Genomic DNA, 19,886 nt, shown 5'->3' with positions numbered 1-19,886 from the left:
AGCTTTTGAGTAACCTTTAATAAAAAAACTGCCCCCAATGAAGGCAGCTTTTTATCATTTATCTGATTTATGATACCTGCATGTTAAAGGCTGAACTGTTCATCAACATTGGTGCCTCTGCTACCAATCCTTTTCCAAGGCTATCTGCCATCAGCATCATATTGCCCGGTGCACGGGCGGTGAGTAATTTGTTGGCGTTTGCCTGGTTGGCAACGGTAAACTTGGCAAATTCCGCTTCATTACCCGATCTGCCATTAATCTGTACATCAAAAATAGCCCTGGCGATTTCATCCTCTGTAAACTGGTAGAGTGTGAAGGATGCAGATACTTCGAGGTGTGTTAAACAGTTTTTACAGGCTACAACGCGCCACCTGCTCAGTACCGGTTCAGCGCCCAGGAAATGCCGAACGCCATCTATAGTAGCGTATGCAGAAAGTACGAAAGAACCATTTATTTTAGCCCGGTTGATGCCATTTATAGTGAGCACCTTATCGCTTTTGTGTACTTCCTGGGGTGCAGATGCCTGCAGTTTCAAAGCACTTGCCTGGTCGGTATCATCAAGCGATAGGCTCTCGTAAGTAAAGCCCAGCTGGTTCTCTATGTCGAAAACATCGCTCGAGCGGAAGTAGCGTTCTTGCCCGTTCTCCACCATTTTGAAAGGGAAAAGCGGAGAATCCATGGTCAGCTGTTCACTCGGTTCGTAACCAACAGGTGGCTGCTGCCCTTCGTTATTGGTTCCCGGATATTGCTGATCGGCGGGGAAGCCTGGTACCGAAAGGTCGAGGTTGGTGGTAGCATTATGTTTTTTCTGCCACATCCAGAATATGCGGTCTACATTGCAATGGTGGAAGAAAAAAATTGGATCAAGTCCTGCCGTTTCGTTCTCGCCCATATCGCCGTTGGCGTTTGATGGTACATTGGGATTTGGAGAGTTGGGGTTGGCATCCTGTCCGGGCATATTAACGCCGCCTACCGAAAGGTGGATACTGCCATGTGGCGATTCAAGCGATTGTGCATTAACGTTATTGTATTTGGGATCGTTCCACTCGCTGCGGGAAGTATTGTTAGAAAATACCGTATAGCAAGGGGCATCGAGACTTTTTTTATAACTGTCGTATACACCGCCCCTGAACTTGCCTACTGGTGTAAGTGGATTGTTGGGGTTAAACTGCCCCGGTATTTCTACTGTACCGCTCAGCCAGCCGATCACGTTGTCGTTCAATAATTGAGTGGTCAGCTTCACGTTGATGGTGTTGGTACCCGGAATATAGTAGGCACTGTTATTGAGTTCGGCTGCTGCACGGTCGGTAGGTCGGCCCACCAGGCCTGATAGCGGGTACCGTACGGTTTCGTAACCCTGAGGTTTAGAATAAGAACTTACTTCCACATAATCGTGCAATGCCACTGGCAATACAAAAGATTTTAACGGATTAGGAATGGTTACATTATTCGAAAAAGTGAAATACTCATCGGTAAGAATGGGCGGTACGCCTAAGAATTCCTTGCTGCCATCCGGCTTGGTTATCTTATAGGTTTGGTCCCAGTAAGGAAGCATTACGCTTTCGCAGCCGGGAACGCTTTGTAGTGCCTTTTCCAGTTTATGCAGGTACACGCGGTGCCAGGTGGGGAAAAGTATATTGCCATGGTTGCAATAACCTCCCCAATAGCTTCCATCATAAGCGCCGCGGCCTACAAAAGGCTCCCCGTGGAAACCACCGAGCGTCATAAATGAATTGGGGTGATCAGCTGGCAGTGCCTTGATAAACTGCCAGGCCACTATTAGCTTTTCCAGCTCTTCGGGCTTGCCATTATTAAAATCGTTGTAAATGTTCTGAATCGACCTACGTACTTTTAGTGTTGGTTTCATTGGTTAGGTTTTTTATTGAATGGATATGTTTATGATTGGGTAATTGGCTGTTTGCCAAATGCAAAGCGTAACCGGCCTGCTGAAAGACTATTGAGCAGTGAACCGCCGATGATAAAAGCCATGCCAACCATCAGCAGGCTTTGTTCAGAAGGAAAAAGCACACGGGCCGCGATTAGCGATAGCGCACCAGGCAGACTGATAAAAAATGGAAGATAGCCCACCCTTGGCGCCCTGCGGAACAACAGGAACATGTGTACGCCCAGCATTATAAATAGTACCGGGAGCAGCCAGCCCATGTAGGGCAGCCTTGCAATACTGAGGGAGCCGAACATGCTCATGTATGCTGCCCAGCACATCGGGCACTTTGGAAAAAAGGCAATGAGTACACTCAGCAATGTCGAAAAGAAAGATTGCAGTACTGTTTTGGTTTTAGCAGGTGCCGGAGGCGGTACAACTGACTGTATCTCTGCCGGAGCATTGCAGCAGCATTTGGGCGTTAAATCTAGATGGTTCATATGGGATGTTTTTTCTTGTTTAGTTAACCAGTTTCTGATATACGGCAAAGAAGAATGTGGCTACACCAGCCGGGCTTGTGCCGGTAGTAAATAGGAATACAGCTATTGTACAAAGTATGGTTCACGGTGGAGCGGTAATTTTCTATTGCGTTGATTTATAATGCGTAACCTAAAGGTAGAGCCTGGAGGAGTTAGAAAAAACCGTTTTAATACTGTTTTTTATATGGATTATTTTTTTATATTATCGTTTTAACCTGAAAGTGGTTTGTTACAATGGTATTCTTATCTCTGACATGGAGGCTAAAGAAGGGGGAGAGGTGAAACGGGCTTTGACCAACAAAAAAGCACGGCGGATAACATGTGATTTTTTATAAACTAAAGTTTAGTATAAGTTAACTATTATATGAATATTTGTTTACTTTAGCTAAACATTAATAATGCAATTTTGCTTTGTTGTTAGTGGTATAAAGATAACCGGCATGGCTTTTTAAGTCTATAAAAAAATAATTATGAGTTTAAAAGGAATAAGTAAAGCTACAGTAGCTAATATGATCGGCTTGCTCGATCAGTTGGAAGAGCTTGAAGGAATAATTGGAAATGATCCTAAAAGCTGCGACCAGATCAGGGAACTGAAGTTAGACTTAATCGAAACCTACCATAAATATGAACGTATGGTTTCTGAAATAGCAGCCCAGGTTGATGTTTATCAGGACCTATATGGCAAAATCAGGTTTAGGTTTGTACCCGAAAAGCTGAAATCACTCAGACGGATTATTCCGCATGATAGTTACGAATTCGTTCTCCTTAAAAAGAGTATTCATAAAAGCCACCTAATCTAATACGAATAGTATTATTCTAATATTTATCAATTTATATCCGGCTTTTTAAAGCCAAAATCTCTATAATTTAATTCTATCACCTTTTTCTCTCCGGATGCAAACGATTTTGACTTTCATGAGTCGAAAATTGTCGTGTTAAGTGCTATTATAGTGCGTTTGTTACTGTTTGTTTCTCTTTTCGTTGCATTCCGGCTATTTTATTAGCTGTTTTTATAAATATTCTGGCAATTTTCTTTTATTGATCTGAAATTTTGTTCTGTATCATTAGTAATGACCTGTTTTTCAGTGGAATGAATGGGTTGAGTAGTTTTTAGCGCTTTTAATTTAAAGACTACACTTTAAGTTGTTATTTTCTTTACATCAGATCGTACTTTGCCTGTAATATTTCTGTTTTCTTCATCAAAAATTCATCCTTTCATGTTGTGCGCTAAACATTTTCATAATGTGCTGCTTCTACTTTTGCGCAGCTAATCATTAAAGAACGCTTCATGAAAAAAAACTTACTAATTTTATTCAGGGCTTGCCTTTTGCTTGTGCTATTAACGCATACTTCAGGTTTATTTGCCCAACGCACCCAATACAGGGGTATTGTTAAAGATGATACCCAGGCCATTGTACCAGGTGTCAGTATTATGATCAAAGGGAGCAGAGGAGGAACTTCCAGTGCTGCTGATGGAACTTTTTCCATCTCGGCCGAGAAAGGACAGGTACTTATTATTTCTTCAATTGGTTTTACCACTCAGCAGATTTTGTTGGGAGATCAGTCAACCATAAACATCAGCCTGAAAAATGATGCAAATGTATTGTCTGATGTAGTTGTTACCGCACTTGGTATTAAAAAAGAAGCCAAAAAAATCGGTTACGCTACACAGGAAGTTAAAGGTTCAGATCTTGTAAAAGCCCGCGAACCAAATGCAATTAACTCACTTGTGGGGAAAGTTGCAGGACTAACCGTTGGTGGAAATGCTGAGATGCTCGGCCGCCCACAGCTTGTGCTGCGCGGAAGTACCGATCTTTTGTTTGTAGTTGATGGTGTACCTGTAAATTCTGATACCTGGAACATCAGCGCAGATGACATTGAAACCTACACGGTTTTAAAAGGCCCAAATGCGGCAGCACTTTATGGTTCGAGGGGGCAGAACGGTGCAATTTTGGTGACAACCAAAAAAGGTTCGAAAGATGGGCGTGGGTTTACGGTCGATTTTAACAGCAGCACCATGCTGGAAAGTGGTTTTGTGGCCCTGCCCGAAACACAGACTCAATATGGCTATGGTAATGATTATAAATATGCTTATGGATCGGACCTGTATGATCTGGATGGTAGTTATAGAAGAACCAATATCTGGGGTCCAAAGTTTGATGGGCAAGGGGTAGCACAGTACAACAGTCCGCTGGATGCCAGTGGAAAAAGAACCTTAACACCATGGACGGCAAAAGGCGTAAATAATTTTGAGAATTTTATGGAAACCGGCTTGCTATCTACCAATAATGTTTCGGTAGGTGCATCCGGTGATAAATATGATTTAAGGGCATCGCTTACCCATACTTATCAAAAAGGCATGGCCCCAAATACAAAACTCAACATCGATAACTTTGCACTTTCTGCCGGATATAAGTTCAGCGAAAAATTACGCGTGGACGGAAGTTTGAATTTCAACTCGCAGTACACACCAAACATTCCGGATGTTTCTTACGGCCCCAACAGTTATGTGTACCAGTTTAAGGTATATGGTTCGGCCAACTGGGATGTTGCCGAAGTTGAAGATTACTGGGGCGGAGAGCGTGGCAGAAAAGGACTTGTTCAGAACTTTGTGGAATACGGACGACACAATAACCCTTATTTTACCGCTTACGAATGGCTGCACAGCCATAACAAAACAGATATTAACGGTTATGCAAAACTGAGTTATAAAGTTGATGAGCATTTAAATTTTCTTGCCCGTACACAGATTACCACATGGAACCAGTTAAGAACGGAGAAAGTGCCACCATCTACCAACTTAAACCAGTATGTTAACGATTATGAGTTTAATAAAACCGGTGGTATATACAATATCTGGTATGGTGATTACCGCGAAGATCAACGTCGCTTGATGGAGCACAACCATGATGTATTGGCAAATTATAACAACAAAATAGGCAATTGGCTTGATCTCGGTGTATCGGTAGGGGGAAACCTGCGGACTTTCGAATACAGTTCTAACTGGGAAACAACCTTTGCGATGAATATCCCGAACGTGTATAACTTCGCCAATTCTAAAGGTCCGATTAAGGGTTATACATTTGGTTCAAAAATGCAGGTGTACAGCGGTTATTATTCAGTAGATCTTGGCATTAAAAACTGGTTAAATATCAATACCACTGGTCGTGTAGATGATCTTTCTACATTGCCAAAAGGACAAAGTACTTTCTTTTATCCATCGGTTTCGTTAAGCAGTGTAATTTCTGATTATGCCAAGCTGCCTTCCTTTATGTCGTTTTTAAAAGTAAGGGCTTCATTTGCTGATGTAAAAGGTGCGCTTACCAATCCAACAATTGGTACAGCCTACCAGGCCTTAACAGGTAATACCGTAGGCTCATTATTGGGAGGCGGACTTTATGGAGGTTATGGAACCGAACTGATCTCATCGTACGACGGACCATCATACGATAACCAGAATTCTTACAGTTCTACTACCTATTATAACAATACACCATCGGTAGATTATTCTAAAAATATTGCAAACCCATCAATCAAACCGTTTAACGTAAAATCGTACGAAGCAGGTGTTGATGTTAAATTTTTGAAAAACAGATTGGGGGCAGAGTTCACTTATTTTACTTCGATAAACGGACCACTTATTTATCAATTGGCTTTGGCACCATCTACCAGTTATGCCACAAGGAGTGTAAACGCCATCACCTCGCAAAAGAAGGGTTGGGAACTTTCGGTTAACGGAACGCCTGTTAAAACATCAGGTGGTTTTTCCTGGGATGTAATGGCCAATGTGTCTACTTATAAAGAAACCTTAAAGGAGATTTATGGGGGTGTAGATGCTTTACCAATTAACGGACACAATTATAAAGTGGGCGAACGTTTAGATGCCTTTTATGGTCGTGCTTATGTTCGTTCTGCTGACGGGCAGGTAATCCATGATGCAAGTGGTTTACCATTGGCACAACAGGCAGGTATTAACAACAACCAGCTTTTAGGATATGCCAATCCTGATTTTGTATTTGGGTTAAACAACAGGTTTACCTATAAAAATTTAAGCTTCAGTTTCCAGCTTGACGGACGCTCGGGCGGAAAAATATTCGATTATGTGTACGCACAGATGATGAATGCCGGTAATGCCATCGAACTGGTAGAAGGCCAGTATGGCGATGCCCGTTTAAAAGAATGGCAGAGCACAAACGGTGGGGTAGCCAACGCTACTGCAGCCATGGTTGGAAGCGGTGTTGTAATTACATCGGGTACACCGCATTACACAAATGGAAAAATCGATAACTATAACGAATTAACTTTTGCCCCAAACACGAAAGCGGTAACCTTAAGAAGTTATATCCAGAATGGTGTTTATGGCTTGTTTGATGAGCCATTTATGGTTAACCGTTCTTACATTAAACTACGTGAGGTGGTAATTGGCTACACTTTGCCAAAGAAATGGTTGGAAAAATCGTTCATCCGTTCAGCTTCATTCTCATTGGTAGGCAGAAACCTGCTCTATTTTGCAGAACGTAAAGACATCGACCTTGACCAATATGCTTCAGGATTTAATTTAACCAGCAGAAGTTTGGGTGGAAAACAATCGGATTTGCAGAGCTCTACTGCCCGTCGCTACGGTTTTAATATCAATATAGGCTTCTAACGCTCAAAAATTTAAAATATGAAATCTAATATATTCAAAATATCAGCAGTTGCGATGTTGCTTATCAGCACAATGGGCTGCCAAAAAGGAGATTTATTGCCCAACCCAAATGTTGCCAATGAAAATTCTACCATTCCTGCTTCATTATTATTAAACCACATTACCTGGAGTTTTTATAAAGGTGGAGGTTTTGTTGATAAGGCAGCAAATGCTGTTGAGGAAGATCCATTCGGGCAGGTAATGCGCTGGAACCAGTTTACCACTTCTTCTAACGCGTATTACCGCGGAGCAAATGCCTATGCATTTAGCAATACCGCCACTACTTACGACATTATCAGGTATGTGTATAAAATGGAGAGTCAGGCAGCTGCCCAGTTTAACTCATCAAATACCATTTATGCTGCTCTTGGGAAATTTTTCAGGGCCTATAGTTTTATCTGGCTTACACAAAGGCTTGGCGATATTCCGATGACAGAAGCGGGCAATACAGCTATTTTCCAGCCAAAGTTTGATAGCCAGCACGATGTTTATAAAAACTCTTTACAGTTATTGGAAGATGCAAACAACATCATGTCGACACTGGTAACACCCTTAAATTCTTCTACTGCAGTAGGTGGAGATATTTTTGGACTTACGTATCTGCAATGGCAAAAGGTAATTAATGCTTACAAACTCAGGGTACTGATTTCGTTGAGCAAAAGAGCTGATGATAACGCTGATCTGAATATTAAAACACAGTTTGCGGCCATCATTGGCAATCCTGCAAAGTACCCAATCTTAAGTAGTAACGCCGATAACCTGAGCTTTAAATTTAATGCCACAGTAAACAAGTACATCTATAACCCGGATGAAACCTACAACCTTTTTGGCAACGTAAGTAAAACTTATCTGAATATTACCACAGCCAATAAAGATCCAATGACTTTTATCGTTGCTACGCCGGCACCAGCTCAGCTTACAGCAGGTAAAACCGTATCCGATTTTTCAGCTTACGTAGGTTCTGATATTGCGCTTACACAAGCAGGTTTAGCTGCAAATGATGCATTGGGCATGTACTCTTATGTAAACTTCAAAAGGTATTATGCTTCTTTCGCAGGACCAGAAAGCCTGATTTTGGTTGGCTATCCGGAAATGTGTTTCAATATTGCCGAAGCCATTAACAGGGGCTGGTTAACAGGATCTGCTTCAGCATGGTATAACAATGGAATTAATGCTTCGCTAAGTTTTTATGGAGTTGTTAACGGACAGAGTTATGCAGTTGGGAACCGGGAAGGTTTAACCCTTGGAACCGTGACCTTAAATACGTCAGATTTTCTGAATAATGCCAATGTAGTGTATAAAGGTGATAACGCCGATGGTTTAAAGCAAATTCTGGAACAGAAATATGTGGCTTTTTGGCAAAACTCTGGCTGGGAAGCATTTTATAACTGGAGAAGAACCGGTGTGCCGGCATTTTCAAACAACGGCCCAGGCATTAATCCTTCTCAAAAAATCCCGGTTCGCTGGCAATACCCTATTGATGAGCAGAACAATATCAATGCAAACTACAAGGCGGCTGTTACCAGTCAGTATGGAGGCAATGATGATGTAAACCAACTGATGTGGTTGCTTAAGTAATATTATAAATAAGTTTTTTAAAAAGATAAGGAGCGGCTCAATTTTCCGAGCAGCTCCTTATTTACCATTTAACAAATAGAAAATGAAAAAGAGCATTATCCTGTTTTTAAGCCTGGCATGCAGTGTGCAGTTTGCCCTTGCATCGGTTATTGATAGCACCAGAGCTGTTGCGGTTAAAGGTGCCACAAATTTTAGAGATTTGGGCGGTTATGAAACCAGGCAGGGCACCCATGTAAAATGGGGAAAAGTATTCCGTTCCGGAGAAATCAGTAAACTTACCGATGCAGATCTTTTACTGCTGAATCAAAAGCACATCCGTTTTGTGGTCGACTTTAGAAGCAATGATGAAGTGGCCAAAGCAAAAGACCGTTTGCCTAAAGATGCCGCTTATTTACAATTGCCGGCCGGGAGCGAAAACCTGAGCAGTTGGATGGCGCAGATGACTAAATTAAATGCTGCCGATTCGCTGATGGAATCTTTTTACGGACAAACCTCGCATTTGAAGGATAAATATCAGCCGTTTTTTAAAGCCTTGTTAAAACAGCCAGATTCTTCTGCACTGCTTTTTCACTGTACTGCAGGAAAAGACAGGACGGGTATTGGTGCAGCGTTATTGTTATATGCTTTGGGCGTTCCGGAAGAAACCATTTTAGAAGATTATTTACTGAGCAACGAATTCCGTAAAGAAGAAAATGAAAAAATGGTAAAAGGCATGGTACAGATGGGAATTAAAGAGCAAGTTGCCAAAGATCTGGCGGGCGTAAAGAAAGAATATTTAATGGCAACTTACAATGCACTTATTTCTAAATACGGAAGTGTTGATGAATTTCTTAAAACTGAAATGGAGCTGAGCAATAACGACCTGGCAACATTAAGAAAGAAATATACAAATTAATGTTTTAACAAGAGACTGACTAACATTTAACTTATAATGGCACCTATGGTTTAATATAACCATTGGTGCCATTTCTTTTATCAGCCATCCACATGCTTGTATAGGGGGCGCTGTAGTTTGATTTTGCCCACCTGCCCTTTAAAATACTTAAAACTGAGTATAAAAAATGGAGGGCTAATTGTTTAGTTTTGGTGTAGCCTAAACCAATTAGGAATATTTTTTAAGACCCCATACGTTAAATTAATCTCTCATGTACAAGCTCATCCCACCAACATTCCTGTTGCTTTAGTAATTCATCCGGGCAATGCAATTGAATGATTCAATTGTTAAACCATTAATGATATATTCCACAGGAGGAGAAACGGATATCTGGTTATGGACTTCGTATTATCTCTTTAGCTGTTCCAAACAACCATACCAAACAAACAAAATTTATGAAAACAGAAAACTACGATGTAATCGTTATTGGCGGAGGCGCCATAGGCTTAGCCACGGCCTACCAGCTTGGCAAACGAAAGGCCAAAGCCCTGGTACTCGAGCAATTTACTTTTGTAAATCAGTTGGGTAGTTCTGCAGGTGTATCACGCCAGTTTCGGATTCCTTACCCGGATGAATATATGGTGCAGATGGCTTTAGACGCGCAACCTTACTGGGACGAACTGGAAAAAGAAACCGGTACCTCATTGCTTGATAAAGTAGGGACGCTCTGGTTTGGAGATCCCGCAGTACATTCAACAGAAGGAAATATTGCCGAAGCGGAAGCTGCACTAAAAGCATTAAACGTTCCGTATACTACGCTTACGGCAAAAGAAATAGAAGAAAAATACCATTTTAAAAACTTACCCGAAACCTATACCGGATTGTTTCAGCCGGATGGCGCAAGTATCAATTTCAAAGCCACAATCGAAACGCTTTTAAACCTTTGCAAAAAAGAAGAAACCGTTCAGTTGGAAGAGAATTCGCCTGTGCTTAAGATCAACCAGGTTGGTGAACTTTTTGAAATTGAAACGCCAAATGGAATTTACATTACCAAAAAACTGTCCATCATTCCTGGTCCCTACATCAACAGTGTAATTAACTTACTTGATTTTAAAATAGAAGCAACTTATTGGAACATGTCGTCGGCTTATTTTAAAAAAAACGATCCCAATATACAATACCCAACCTGGTTTGTGTTCCAGAATGCAGTAGGCGAAAATGGCAATCAGTTTTATGGTTTCCCTTCGGTAGATTGGGACCATCCTGAATACATCCGCGTGGCACCAGATTTTGTGATCGAACCCATTGAAGAACCAAGCGACAGAACATTAATCCCTAACCCTCAGGAGTTGGGTTATACGGCTGATTGGGTAAAGGAACATATGACAGGCCTGGGTACAGAACCAGAATATACTTCAACCTGTTTAATTGCCCTCAGCAAAATTCCAAATAAAGAACTGCTGATCGATTTCGCACCCAAATATGTACCGAACCATCAAAACATTGTGTTGTACGCCACAGGATGGGCAGCAAAATTTACACCTTTCTTAGGTAAAATCATGGCCGATTTGGTATTAGACGGACACACCGATTTTGATATTACTCCTTTTCAACTAGGGTACAAATACTTTAAAGCATTTTAAAAACCATCTCAAATGAATAAAAACACGCCTTTAAATACAGGAAAGCAGCCTGATTTAAAATTAGAAGTAGCCATTATCGGCGCCGGAACTTCCGGTTTATATACCGCTTACCGTTTGGTAACGGATAAAAAATATACCGCCAGTGAGGTACAGATTTTCGATATGAACGATAAGCTGGGTGGAAGGTTAGAATCGGTAATTATGCCAGGTATGAATTTTTGGGGCGAACTAGGCGGGATGCGTTACCTTACTTCGCAGGAAATTGTAACCACTTTAATTGAAGGTTACCCGCTTTCGGAGCCAGATTTATCAAAGCGTATACCGGTTTTGAAAGATAAAATGACACCTGTACCGTTCCCCATGGGCAGTCCGGCAGAACTGATCATGTATCTTCGGAAAGAACATTTTAAACAAGATGCCTGGACGGTTGCACAGGCAGCAGGTGAGAAACTAAGTACCCGCTATTACCTCAATGACGACGATTTCGGTTTCAGTTCGGATCAGCTTTTCAATAAAATTATTTACGAAGTTTTAATGGCCGATCCTTATGTGGCAGAAACTTATGGTAAAAAAATCATCAAAGGAGCTTCGATCTATGATTATTCTTTTGAATTAACGAGTGTAGATTGGGACGATATTAAACCTAAACTGGTATACAACTTCCCTAATTCGCCATACGATAAGCGTAAGGTAAATGACCTGGGTTTCTGGAATTTAATTAAAGATCAGGTTTCGCAGGAAGGTTATGAGTTTTTAGCCAATGCAGGCGGCTATTATTCGAATACCATCAACTGGAATTCGGCAGAAGCTTTTCCTTATATGGTGGGCGATTTCACTGCCGGTACCATTTACAAAACCATCGAAGAAGGTTATGATAGTATCGCTTATGCGGTAGCCAATGCTTATACCGATCATGAAGGCAGCTGCATCTGGTCAAAAAATAAACTGCTTACTTTCACCAAAACGCATCCTTTGGTAAGCACCCATAAATACCAGCTTACTTTTTTAAACCTCGAAACGAATACCACATGGAATGTATATGCGAATACGCTTATACTTGCCATGCCGAGAAAATCGCTGGAGCTGCTGGATCAGGAGAATTTCTTTTTCAATGTGAACGAAAATTCTTACCTCAATTACAATATCCGTTCGGTAATTATGGAGCCTGCTTTTAAAATATTAATGGGCTTCCCATACCCGTGGTGGAAAGATCTGGGCATTGATTCAGGTCATTCGATTACCGATTTACCAATGAGGCAATGTTATTATTTTGGTACCGATCCGGAAACCAACAATTCGATGTTGCTAGGCAGTTATGGCGATATGGAAACGGAAACTTTCTGGAAAGCGCTTACGGATGATAAATTACTTTTCGAGGTAAAACCTGCTAAATCGGCCTCTTTAAAAGAGTTGCACCAACTGGATAGCGTACAGGCCACTAAACTGATGGTGGATGAATTAATGACCCAGCTGCGCGAACTGCATGGGCAGGAGGTAACCATCCCCGAGCCTTATGTAACCTATTTCAGGGATTGGACAGATGAACCTTTCGGCGCAGGATACCATGCCTGGAAAGCAGGTTATTCGGTAGAAAGTGTAATGCCATACATGCGTAAACCGGTAGAAGATGAGCAGATCCACATTATCGGCGAGGCTTATTCTGATCAGCAGGGTTGGGTAGAAGGTGCTTTCTGTGTAGCAGAAAAAATGCTGCAGGATTATTTTGGACTGGACAGGCCGGTGTGGTTAGATCCTAAGTATTATTTGGGTTGGTAGGGAAGGAAGTGATGAAAATTAGTGTATAAAACAAAAGGGTATTCAATTTATTTGGATACCCTTTTGTTATGCCGGTTTCAGGGTGTCACGTTAATTCAAACCGCGATAAATCGTCATTTCGACCGTAGAGAAATCTTTGTAGTTTACCTTTTGAAAATATTTATAAAGCGTTAGTCATCCGATAGCTATCGGATCCCGCGCAGGAGGGAACCTTAATGCATCTAATATACTTTTGTGTTGCCCCATGCTCGGGCCTGCCTCGGTTCGCCGCCACCGAAGGGCTCTTACCTTTTTCTTGATAAAAAGGTAACCAAAAATCAAGGCTTGCATCCTTCCTTGTAAAAAGCTACGAAAATCTTGATTGCTGCAGTATCGAGGCTCTTACCCTTGCTTATCCCTGCGCACACGCTTGATACTGCCTTGGGCTGTGGGGTATGAAAAAGGAGTGCAAAGATTTTCGTGCTTTTTCCAGCGAAAATCTGCCAGGCCGATAGCTGGGCTTACAGGATTGTCCGTATTAATGATGCGATAAATCGTCATTTCGACCGTAGTGGAGAAATCTTTATAATTTACCTTTTGAAAATATTTATAATTCGATCGTCATCCGATAGCTATCGGGTCCCGCGCAGGAGGGAACCTTAATGCATCTAATATACTTTTGTGTTGCCCCATGCTCGGGCTTGCCTCGGTTCGCCGCCACCGAAGGGCTCTTACCTTTTTCTTGATAAAAAGGTAACCAAAAATCAAGGCTTGCATCGTTTTTTATCTGATAATATTGTTTTTATAGGTATAAAAGATTGCTACGCAATTCCTTGTAAAAAGCTACGAAAATCTTGATTGCTGCAGTATCGATGCTCTTACCCTTACTTATCCCTGCGCGCACGCTTGATCCTGCCTTGGGCTGTAGGGTATGAAAAAGGAGTGCAAAGATTTTCGTGCTTTTTCCAGCGAAAATCTGCCAGGCCGATAGCTGGGCTTACAGGATTGTCCGTATTAATGATGCGATAAATCGTCATTTCGACCGTAGTGGAGAAATCTTTGTACTTTACCTTTTAATATTTATAATTCGATCGTCATCCGATAGCTATCGGATCCCGCGCAAGCGGAAACCTTAATGCTTTCGCTATTAAGGTTTAATTTAAACTTATTTTTCTTATAGCACTGGGTCTTATATTTTCTTATCTGTCTTATATGGTGAAAAATATAGTCTAAGTTTTTAAGCTCTCTTATTTAAGAGTCTTATTTTTCATTGGTATACTGCACCAACAAGTTAATAATGGCAGTTTTATCTTCCAGGTATTTATTGCAGAGGAAAATTCCACCGAGGCCTGTCTTGGGATTAAAGAATAAAAAAGAGCTCACACCGGGATCGTCGCCATCATGGCCAATGGTACCATTAGTGTACAGGTTCCAGAAAATGCCTTTGTTACGTTTTGCTAAACTGATTCCTTTGGGTGGCGCCTGTGCAGAAAACTGCGGTGTAAACATGGTTTTGTAAGCGGAACTTTTTAAAAGCGTCTCCTCGCCATGGTAACCTTTAATCATAGCCATTACATATTTACCAAGCTCATACGTATTGGTGCGCAAGCCTCCTTCAGGATAGGTAATAAAATGATAATAGGGAAATGGGGCATTGCGCTTATAATATGGACGCGCATAATCTTTTAAATCTGCTTTATTCAGTTTCCATACCGAACGGTTCATCCCAAGGGGTTTTAAAACGTATTTGGTAACAAAATCTGCGTAAGAGATGCCAGACTTGATTTCGATTAAATAAGCCGCCAATGCCGAAGCAATGTTGCTGTAACTGGAAGAAAGGCCTGGCGCTTCCTTTCCGAAGTTTTCCTGATGGTAATATTTTCCTTCAGTGGATAAATAGTTATACATAAATGTACCTAATGCACTGTCGCTAACCTGTTGCAGGTAACCCAGATCCTGTAATACCTTATAAGCAGAAGTATCATAAGGAGCTAAACCAGTATCAAAATGATATACATTCGGAAAAACCGAAGGATTATCTACAATGCCCGAGCTGTGATTGCTAAGGTGGCGGATGGTAATGATGCCATGGGGTGCATTCGGGTTAGTAATTTTAAATGGAAGTATGGTATTGATATCGGTATCCAGGTTAAAGTAACCCATTTCTATCGATTTCATCAGGGCCACTGCAATAAAGGTTTTGCTTACCGAACCAATATTCTGAATACTATGAGTACTATATTTTATATGATGCTCCATGTTGGCATAACCAAAATCATGCTGGTAGACGATTTTATGGGCATCAACCAATACCACCGACATACCGGGCAAGCTGTCTTTCTCATAAAAATTCTGTAGTGAGGTGGTTAGCAGTTGTGCTTTGCTTTGGCTCCATGCAATATTGTTACAGGTTAATACAAGCAATGCTATACATATAAACTTCCATTCTTTCATGTGATCATGTTTTAATCTGCAGCAAATTTAAAGATCGGCCAGCTTAGAAGATTGTATAAAACCGAAATGCCCGGATGCAGGTAAAATGTAACCATTATGATCAAAAAGGGAAGGTACTTCGTTCATAATGCGCTGATAAGACCTGATAAAGTGAGACTGGTCGTAATAACCATGGCGATGGGCCAGCGCACTTAAATAACCGCGTGATTGAAACTGATCAAGTTCATCGATAAGTTTCCTGAACTGCAAAATCTGCTGAATCTCTTTTGCCGTAGGTCCTACAAGTTCTTTGAATTTCTGTTCAATGCGTCGTTGGGTATATCCTGACGGCAATGCCAGGTTGGCAACGCGATGCTGTTGAGCAGGTAGATTTTCGAGCTGGTTAAAAGCCCATTGAATGAGCGAAGTATTGGCGTTTCTTTGCAGGTAAATTTGGAGGTTTTTACAGAGTTCTGCTGCCACAACTTCTTGTGCTGCCTCATTTACACTCAACAAATTGTGGTAGAGCTTCATATTGAGGTATTCCAGACTGATTACCTTATTAACGAGATCTTTCATCGGAAAATTGGTAATGAGCGCAGGCAGCCACGGTTTTACTTGCGCCATTACGGCCCTGGTATGCGGGGATAGTGTAATGCCGATGCGCCTGGTCATTTGCCCTGCAAGATAAATGCCTGCCGGCAAGTTAATTAATTGATCTCCGATTTTTAAAGAAACACCATTACCATCAATAAAAACAATGGTGCAGTAACCATTTGGAAGGGCATATTTAACTGGTGTGTAAAAGGGATTCAGAATATTGCTGAGTGTCCAGAATTTTTGGATATAGCCGTGATAACGGTCTGGAACAGAAAGCTCACTGTAATAGGTGCTCATTTTTTTTGCTGATCGGTCAACTTGCAATCGTATTCATACTAATATCTTAATTAAAAAATTGATATCAAATTTGATCTGCTATAAATAAGTTATCCGAAAATTATTATGATTGCAAAAGTGCTGACGGAGCCATCCCAAACGCTTTTTTAAAGGCAAAAGAAAAGTGCGAAAGGTCTTCGAAACCTACTTGTAGATAAACCTCTGTGTATTTCTCTCTGTTTTCTCTGTGGTTAAAAGCCACGGAGACACGGAAAACACGGAAAATCCATTTCATTTTATCTCTCTCGTGATGTCATCCTGAGCGTAGTCGAAGGATCTGTTAAGAATGGAAATTTGAGATGAATAATGTAAAAGCTAAGCATCCAACTCTATTTTCTCTGTGTATTTCTCTCTGTTTTCTCTGTGGTTAAAAGCCACGGAGCCACGGAGACACGGAAAATCCATTTCGTTTTATCTCTCTTTGTGATGTCATCCTGAGCGAAGTCGAAGGATCTGTTAAGAATGGAAATTTGAGATGAATAATGTAAAAGCTAAGCATCCAACTCTATTTCCTCTGTGTATTTCTCTCTGTTTTCTCTGTGGTTAAAAGCCACGGAGACACGGAGACACGGAAAATCCATTTCGTTTTATCTCTCTTTGTGATGTCATCCTGAGCGAAGTCGAAGGATCTGTTAAGAATGGAAATTTGAGATGAATAATGTAAAAGCTAAGCATCCAACTCTATTTCCTCTGTGTATTTCTCTCTGTTTTCTCTGTGGTTAAAAGCCACGGAGACACGGAAAACACGGAAAATCCATTTCGTTTTATCTCTCTTTGTGATGTCATCCTGAGCGTAGTCGAAGGATCTGTTAAGAATGGAAATTTGAGATGAATAATGTAAAAGCTAAGCATCCAACTCTATTTTCTCTGTGTATTTCTCTCTGTTTTCTCTGTGGTTAAAAGCCACGGAGACACGTAAAACACGGAAAATCCATTTCATTTATCTCTCTCGTGATGTCATCCTGATCGTAGTCGAAGGAACTGTTAAGAATAGAAATTTGAGATGAATAATGTAAAAGCTAAGCATCCAACTCTATTTCCTCTGTGTATTTCTCTCTGTTTTCTCTGTGGTTAAAAGCCACGGAGACACGAAAAACACGGAAAATCCATTTCGTTTTATCTCTCTTTGTGATGTCGTACTGAGCGTAGTCGAAGGACCTGTTAAGAATGGAAATTTGAGATGAATAATGTAAAAGCTAAGCATCCAACTCTATTTCCTCTGTATATTTCTCTCTGTTTTCTCTGTGGTTAAAAGCCACGGAGACGGAAAACACGGAAAATCCATTTCGTTTTATCTCTCTTGTGATGTCATCCTGAGCGTAGTCGAAGGATCTGTTAAGAATGGAAATTTGAGATGAATAATGTAAAAGCTAAGCATCCAACTCTATTTTCTCTGTGTATTTCTCTCTGTTTTCTCTGTGGTTAAAAGCCACGGAGACGGAAAACACGGAAAATCCATCTCGTTTTATCTCTCTTGTGATGTCATCCTGAGCGTAGTCGAAGGATTTATCAAAAGGAAAATGTAAGATGTACGATGGAAACACTCAAATTGCATACCCTGCGTATTCCGCTTTGCATGCTTTGCGGTTAAAATTTTCACTTTGCCATGGGCGCCATGCTAACCAATGACCAATGACCAATGACCAATAAACCAATGACCAATGAACATTTTTCCAACGGTTAAAATTCTGCTTTACTAATAACCAGATTTTAATTATTTTCGTCCTGCAAGCATAAACCAAACCATGCCTTATATCCTTAATGTTCCCTTTGCTGATAAAGACGAGGCCAAAGCACTCGGGGCCTATTGGCTCACTGAAATCAAGAAATGGGTTATTCCTGATCATGTTGAAGATATAAACCGTTTTGCAAAGTGGATCCCTGCAGGCCGTTTAGATTGTATTATAAGAAAACCTTATCTATTGGCTAAAGCCACCAGGATCTGCTGGAAGTGCGGACAGAAAACACCTGTAATGGCTCCAGCTGCGGTAAATTATTATCATTTACAACAAGTTGATGAAGATGATCCTGATGGCGGTGAGGTTGCCTGGGTTAAAGGCGAAAATCCAACCTTGTTCAGTTATCTCCAGAGTGCAGATCTTCCTGCTATGGAACATTTAAAGAAAGTTCACCCACAGTTTAAATATAGTTTTTCAAAAGCAATCCAGTTTTCCTATTGGGCAAATACCTGCAAACATTGCGGCATATTACAGGGCGATTTTGAACTGCACGATGAACCAGGCGGACCGTTTTTCCCAATCGTTTACGATCCCGATGATATCGGGATTACATCCTTTGATCTGGAATATGATTATGCCATTGAAGGTGAATATGGCGGCCAGCAGTTTGAAGAAATGGATTTTTCGGAGTTTTTGCAGCGATAGATTAAAATGCCTCTCCAAGGCTGATGTAAAAACCGCTTTGTCGTTCTTCGCTTTTCACTTTTGTACCTATGCCATAGTCCATACGCACGCTTAATCCTTTTGCCGGATCGAAAAAGTACCTTAAACCCGCACCTACATCGGGCTTAAAGTTATCCAATGCGAAACTTGTACGGCCCCAAACGGTGCCAGTACCTGCAAACAGCACTGCACCAAAGCGGTTATTAAGCCTGTAGCGCAGTTCGCTCTGTATGGCCAGCAAATTCCGGTCGCGGTACCTGCCCGAATAATAACCACGCATCATTTCGTCATTTCCTAACTGTGGTAGGATGTAAAAAGGAGAGTGGTCGCTCTTTAAGCCCTGATAAATACCCTGTGCACCCAGTACAAATTTTCCGCCAAGGTTCCAGAAGTTACGCACGTTTGCCCCGTACTGGCTTCCGGTAAAATTTGTGCCGCCAAAAAAGTCCGGTGCATATTGATAAGTAACCCTTCCAAAAAAGCCTTTGGTTGGGTAGTTGTTTGAGTTTCTGGTATCATAACTCTGCGAAAGGCCTAAAAAGATTACTTTTCCGCCTCGTTTCCCCTGTATTTCGGGCCGTTGGGTAAAAACCTTATCTGGCGACCTATCATCAAAAACATAATTTTCATATCCTAAAGAAATACCTGAGTAAAAATTTTTGATAAAGGTTCTTTCTAGGTCCAGTTTAATCTTAAAATCCTGTTGTTGCAGTTTATCTTCATCGGCTTTTCTGGTGCGGTTGCCGATACCATAAAAATTAAAGGGCATTTTTCTGAAACGGATTTCTGCAATGGCATGGTAAATATTGCCTTTGCTCCAGGCATCACCCAAAATGCTGAAATTGTAGGTTTTTTTGGTAGAGTAAGAGGCTGTGCCCGAAAAGTTGGAACTCCGGTTAGTAGTATCCTTACGGTCGGCATAAAAAGAAAACAATGCACCTGTTCCAAATTGAAAACCGGTTTCCTGCGTATAACCGAGTACCGGAATAGGCATAAAGCTCGATTTCCGTGTGGTATCTTTCTCGTTTGATAACAGTTTCTTAATCAGTTTGATCTGGGCCGTACACTGGAGCATTATGAGTAAACATATTGCAGACAGCAGCATTTTTTTCATGGCGCAAATAAAGTAAATTATTTCAGAATTTTAATGAATTGTA

General features: G+C 41.1%; 13 protein-coding genes. 7 read left to right on the top strand and 6 right to left on the bottom strand.

Annotation, left to right across the window (positions count from 1 at the left end):
- Window positions 1-67 precede the first annotated feature (67 nt).
- Together U859_RS0105570 and U859_RS31935 are read right to left on the bottom strand one after the other, a co-directional pair.
- A complete protein-coding gene (locus U859_RS0105570; RefSeq protein ID WP_025142435.1) occupies window positions 68-1,867 on the bottom strand; it encodes a tyrosinase family protein in 1,800 nt (599 codons plus the stop codon).
- Between the two features lie 29 nt (window positions 1,868-1,896).
- Window positions 1,897-2,382 carry a hypothetical protein gene (locus U859_RS31935; RefSeq protein ID WP_162799875.1) on the bottom strand — a complete coding sequence of 162 codons (486 nt, stop codon included), beginning with the start codon at window positions 2,380-2,382 and terminating at the stop codon, window positions 1,897-1,899.
- 509 nt (window positions 2,383-2,891) lie between these two features.
- Here U859_RS31935 and U859_RS0105555 point away from each other — a divergent pair.
- From U859_RS0105555 to U859_RS0105530, 6 genes are all read left to right on the top strand, one after another.
- Window positions 2,892-3,221, top strand: coding sequence for a hypothetical protein (locus U859_RS0105555; RefSeq protein ID WP_025142432.1), 330 nt, complete (start codon window positions 2,892-2,894; stop codon window positions 3,219-3,221).
- A 488-nt stretch (window positions 3,222-3,709) separates the two neighbouring features.
- Complete coding sequence (locus tag U859_RS0105550) at window positions 3,710-7,069, top strand: SusC/RagA family TonB-linked outer membrane protein (protein ID WP_025142431.1); 3,360 nt, start codon at window positions 3,710-3,712, stop codon at window positions 7,067-7,069.
- 18 nt (window positions 7,070-7,087) lie between these two features.
- Window positions 7,088-8,686: a SusD/RagB family nutrient-binding outer membrane lipoprotein gene (locus U859_RS0105545; protein WP_025142430.1), complete on the top strand. Its 1,599-nt coding sequence runs from the start codon at window positions 7,088-7,090 to the stop codon at window positions 8,684-8,686.
- An 82-nt stretch (window positions 8,687-8,768) separates the two neighbouring features.
- A complete protein-coding gene (locus tag U859_RS0105540; RefSeq protein WP_025142429.1) occupies window positions 8,769-9,581 on the top strand; it encodes a tyrosine-protein phosphatase in 813 nt (270 codons plus the stop codon).
- 434 nt (window positions 9,582-10,015) lie between these two features.
- Window positions 10,016-11,203: an FAD-dependent oxidoreductase gene (locus tag U859_RS0105535; RefSeq protein ID WP_025142428.1), complete on the top strand. Its 1,188-nt coding sequence runs from the start codon at window positions 10,016-10,018 to the stop codon at window positions 11,201-11,203.
- Window positions 11,204-11,215: 12 nt separating this feature from the next.
- Entirely contained in the window at window positions 11,216-12,979 is a 1,764-nt protein-coding gene (locus U859_RS0105530) for a flavin monoamine oxidase family protein (protein WP_025142427.1), read from the top strand.
- A gap of 1,239 nt (window positions 12,980-14,218) precedes the next feature.
- On the opposite strand, the gene U859_RS0105515 is transcribed toward U859_RS0105530, so the two are convergent.
- From U859_RS0105515 to U859_RS31555, 3 genes are all read right to left on the bottom strand, one after another.
- Complete coding sequence (locus U859_RS0105515) at window positions 14,219-15,412, bottom strand: serine hydrolase domain-containing protein (protein WP_025142426.1); 1,194 nt, start codon at window positions 15,410-15,412, stop codon at window positions 14,219-14,221.
- A gap of 27 nt (window positions 15,413-15,439) precedes the next feature.
- Window positions 15,440-16,288 (bottom strand): helix-turn-helix transcriptional regulator, encoded by an 849-nt coding sequence (locus U859_RS0105510; protein WP_025142425.1) that lies wholly within the window; start codon window positions 16,286-16,288, stop codon window positions 15,440-15,442.
- Window positions 16,289-16,391: 103 nt separating this feature from the next.
- Window positions 16,392-16,562, bottom strand: coding sequence for a helix-turn-helix domain-containing protein (locus U859_RS31555; RefSeq protein WP_084153028.1), 171 nt, complete (start codon window positions 16,560-16,562; stop codon window positions 16,392-16,394).
- Between the two features lie 1,510 nt (window positions 16,563-18,072).
- Between U859_RS31555 and U859_RS0105505 the strand changes: the two genes are divergently transcribed.
- Window positions 18,073-18,711 carry a DUF5710 domain-containing protein gene (locus tag U859_RS0105505; protein WP_025142424.1) on the top strand — a complete coding sequence of 213 codons (639 nt, stop codon included), beginning with the start codon at window positions 18,073-18,075 and terminating at the stop codon, window positions 18,709-18,711.
- 1 nt (window position 18,712) lies between these two features.
- Here U859_RS0105505 and U859_RS0105500 read toward each other — a convergent pair whose 3' ends face one another.
- Entirely contained in the window at window positions 18,713-19,804 is a 1,092-nt protein-coding gene (locus tag U859_RS0105500) for a BamA/TamA family outer membrane protein (protein WP_240183013.1), read from the bottom strand.
- Window positions 19,805-19,886 lie beyond the last annotated feature (82 nt).

It is taken from the genome of Pedobacter jeongneungensis (genome assembly GCF_000633455.1).
GTDB lineage: Bacteria > Bacteroidota > Bacteroidia > Sphingobacteriales > Sphingobacteriaceae > Pedobacter > Pedobacter jeongneungensis_A.
The sequence above is the reverse complement of the archived record's forward strand: the minus strand, read 5'-3'. Positions and strand labels throughout refer to the sequence as shown.

Coding starts and splice junctions, on each gene's coding strand:
- U859_RS0105570 (WP_025142435.1), bottom strand. CDS start 1,867: ATGAAACCAACACTAAAAGTACGTAGGTCGATTCAGAACATTTACAAC.
- U859_RS31935 (WP_162799875.1), bottom strand. CDS start 2,382: ATGAACCATCTAGATTTAACGCCCAAATGCTGCTGCAATGCTCCGGCA.
- U859_RS0105555 (WP_025142432.1), top strand. CDS start 2,892: ATGAGTTTAAAAGGAATAAGTAAAGCTACAGTAGCTAATATGATCGGC.
- U859_RS0105550 (WP_025142431.1), top strand. CDS start 3,710: ATGAAAAAAAACTTACTAATTTTATTCAGGGCTTGCCTTTTGCTTGTG.
- U859_RS0105545 (WP_025142430.1), top strand. CDS start 7,088: ATGAAATCTAATATATTCAAAATATCAGCAGTTGCGATGTTGCTTATC.
- U859_RS0105540 (WP_025142429.1), top strand. CDS start 8,769: ATGAAAAAGAGCATTATCCTGTTTTTAAGCCTGGCATGCAGTGTGCAG.
- U859_RS0105535 (WP_025142428.1), top strand. CDS start 10,016: ATGAAAACAGAAAACTACGATGTAATCGTTATTGGCGGAGGCGCCATA.
- U859_RS0105530 (WP_025142427.1), top strand. CDS start 11,216: ATGAATAAAAACACGCCTTTAAATACAGGAAAGCAGCCTGATTTAAAA.
- U859_RS0105515 (WP_025142426.1), bottom strand. CDS start 15,412: ATGAAAGAATGGAAGTTTATATGTATAGCATTGCTTGTATTAACCTGT.
- U859_RS0105510 (WP_025142425.1), bottom strand. CDS start 16,288: ATGAGCACCTATTACAGTGAGCTTTCTGTTCCAGACCGTTATCACGGC.
- U859_RS31555 (WP_084153028.1), bottom strand. CDS start 16,562: ATGAAATGGATTTTCCGTGTTTTCCGTGTCTCCGTGGCTTTTAACCAC.
- U859_RS0105505 (WP_025142424.1), top strand. CDS start 18,073: ATGCCTTATATCCTTAATGTTCCCTTTGCTGATAAAGACGAGGCCAAA.
- U859_RS0105500 (WP_240183013.1), bottom strand. CDS start 19,804: ATGCTCCAGTGTACGGCCCAGATCAAACTGATTAAGAAACTGTTATCA.